At 41.1% G+C, this 2759-nt stretch carries 2 protein-coding genes; both read left to right on the top strand.

Features of this window, described 5'->3' with window-relative positions; translation table 11 throughout:
- The first annotated feature begins 180 nt into the window (after positions 1 to 180).
- The gene (locus QZ265_RS08380; RefSeq protein WP_296405254.1) at positions 181 to 660 is read left to right on the top strand and encodes a hypothetical protein; all 480 of its coding nucleotides are present in this window, start codon (positions 181 to 183) and stop codon (positions 658 to 660) included.
- 413 nt (positions 661 to 1073) lie between these two features.
- Complete coding sequence (locus tag QZ265_RS08385; RefSeq protein ID WP_296405256.1) at positions 1074 to 2648, top strand: peptide MFS transporter; 1575 nt, start codon at positions 1074 to 1076, stop codon at positions 2646 to 2648.
- Positions 2649 to 2759: the final 111 nt, after the last annotated feature.

The following is a 2759-nucleotide window of genomic DNA, read 5'->3' on the forward strand; positions in this document are numbered from 1 at the left end:
TAGTACTTAAATAATATAGTACTTAAATAATATAGTACTTAAATAATATAGTACTTAAATAATATAGTACTGAAGCTGAGTTATTAAAGGATACGTAGAAATCTACTATCTGACACAAATACTATATAGCAGAGGACACACTCCTCTTAAATCTTTATCAAATATACAGATAGGTGACCTATGGCAGATGCAAGCCAAAATAAACCGAAGAAAGAATTGGCCTACGCTCTAGTAGGTATTGCTGCGTTTTTGGCTATTGTACTTCTTATTGGTATCTCAGCGTTTTTACGCCCTGCAGGTAATCATGTAGTAACTGAAGCTGTGGTTGCAGAACCGACTAAGGATGTGGCTGCTAAACCTGTAGCTACAGAGCCTGCTGCTGCAACAGAGGCACCAGCAACTGACGCAACAGTATCAGAAGCACCAACAACTGATGCTACAGCACGCGACGCAACGCCAGCAGCATTAGAAGGTAAGTCAGCGACGATGGGGACACCTACTGCTACTGAGGCGTCTGCAACGCCTGAAGCGTCATCGGATGCCACTGCTTCTCAATCCACGGCTACAGACGTAGCAGCGGACGAAGCGAAGCGTGCAGACACTGGTAATACTAGCCAGTCTACAGATGCCGCTAAGCCAACTGCTGATGCTGCTAAATAGTCTTGGCTTTATTAAGTGTTTTAATGTGGTAGTTTTGAATTAAATAATTTTTAGCTACCCCAAGAAAATAGTTTTATAGCAATTCATTACTGTCATTACTAGTGGATCTTAGACTATTAATCCCGCTTTATCTAAAAGATAGAGTGGGTTTTTTTGTGCATTTTTACCAATTGTTTCTTTAATGCTTATTCATCCCATGAAACAATACTCAGTTTTTAAATGAAACAGGACTTAAAGATTAGAAGGTATCCTTTACCTGAATTTTATAAAGACTATGACCAAATGTAACGGCTTGTGCCAATGACTGTATAAATTATGAGCTTGTAAAGATGATACAACTTATTAATCAGTTCATAGCAGAGGTGCTAGCGGTCATATAACTTTAGCGGTAATATAACTAAGGAATTGAGGCTATGAGTAGTGTAGATTCAAAACGAGATAGGTTTTCTGCTGAATTACAAGCGATAGACAATGGCTTTATGGGGCACCCTCAGCCATTACGATCTTTATTCTTTACTGAAATGTGGGAGCGTTTTTCTTATTATAGTATTCGCCCTTTATTAATGTTGTTTATGGTGGCTGCGGTTAGTGAAGGCGGTTTTGGCTTTGACGATGTCACCGCTTCGGCTATCTATGGTATATTCGGGGGCTTTTTGTACCTAGCAGCTGTACCAGGCGGCTGGCTTGCCGATAATTGGTTGGGTCAGGAGCGAGCTCTGTGGTGGGGTAGTATTATCATCGCTCTGGGACACCTTTGCATTGCCTTATCTACCTTTTTAGGCATGTCGATGTTCTTTATAGGACTAATATGCATTGTACTTGGTGTTGGGTTATTCAAGACCTGTATCTCAGTGATGGTAGGCGCTTTATACGCTGATGGGGACGCAAGACGAGATGGGGGTTTTACTTTATTTTATATGGGTATCAATATTGGTGCGCTGTTTGCAGCCCTTATTGTTGGTATCTTTCAAGAAAAACAAATGTGGCATGTCGGGTTTGGGGTTGGCGGTATAGGGATGCTGATTTCCTTACTCGTTTATCGTTTTGCCGCGCGCAAAAACTTGGCTCGCTATGCACGTGCTAAGGGCATTACCGCTGAATGGGAGCGCCCCAGTAGCAAGTATAATAATATTGGACGTTGGGTCAGCATATTTATGGTAGGCCTTGTTGCGCTTATCGCACTTATTGCTACCGGTATCATGCCCTTTAACCCGAGTATAGTGGCCGAGTATATGACCTATACCATTGCGGGCATGGTGATATTGTACTTTTTAGTGATGTTCATCTCGCCAAAGTTTGATAAGTCGGACAAAATCCGTTTACTCATATGTTTTTTATTGATTATCGGTTCAACTTTGTTCTGGTCAAGTTTTGAGCAACAACCCACTTCGTTTAACTTATTTGCAGATCGTTATACTGATCTTAACGTGATGGGCTTTACCGTTCCAAGCATTTGGTTTCAGTCATTAAACCCTATATTTATTCTTATGCTAGCGCCGATTGTCAGTATCATTTGGGTAAAACTGGGCGAGCGAAATCTAGAGCCAAATAGTATGACAAAGTTTGCCATGGGTATGTTACTGGCTGCAGTAGGTTTTGGTGTCATGATTTTGGCTGCCAAGCAGGTCGTGGGTAATCCAGGTACATTAGTGTCGCCGCTTTGGTTAACCGGTAGTTTATTATTACTAACTCTTGGAGAGTTGGCATTAAGTCCGGTAGGTTTGTCTTCAATGACCAAACTTGCGCCAAAGGGCATGCAAGGTCAAATGATGGGGCTGTTCTTTACCTCATATGCACTGGGTAACTTAGTGGCAGCTTTCTTTGGCGGTCATGTCTCAGCCGATACGATTGACGGTTTACCTGGTTTATTTACCACGATGGCTATTTTCTTAGTAGTAACAGCTCTGATACTATTAGCCTTGTCAAAACCTATAAATGCTATGTTAGAGCGTAGTGAAGCTGAAGATGAAAAGCGCAGTGCTGTTTAAGACAGCTTGAAATTAAAGCTAAGTTTTTAAGTCGCTTACTAACTAAAAACGGTTCCAAAAATCAAACGTGTTACCATTATGGTAACGCGTTTTTTACATTTTAAATAAACG

The organism is Psychrobacter sp. (genome assembly GCF_018260395.1).
GTDB lineage: Bacteria > Pseudomonadota > Gammaproteobacteria > Pseudomonadales > Moraxellaceae > Psychrobacter.

What these genes read in the sequence shown, in the direction of transcription:
- QZ265_RS08380 (WP_296405254.1), top strand. Translation starts at nt 181, where the DNA reads ATGGCAGATGCAAGCCAAAATAAACCGAAGAAAGAATTGGCCTACGCT.
- QZ265_RS08385 (WP_296405256.1), top strand. Translation starts at nt 1,074, where the DNA reads ATGAGTAGTGTAGATTCAAAACGAGATAGGTTTTCTGCTGAATTACAA.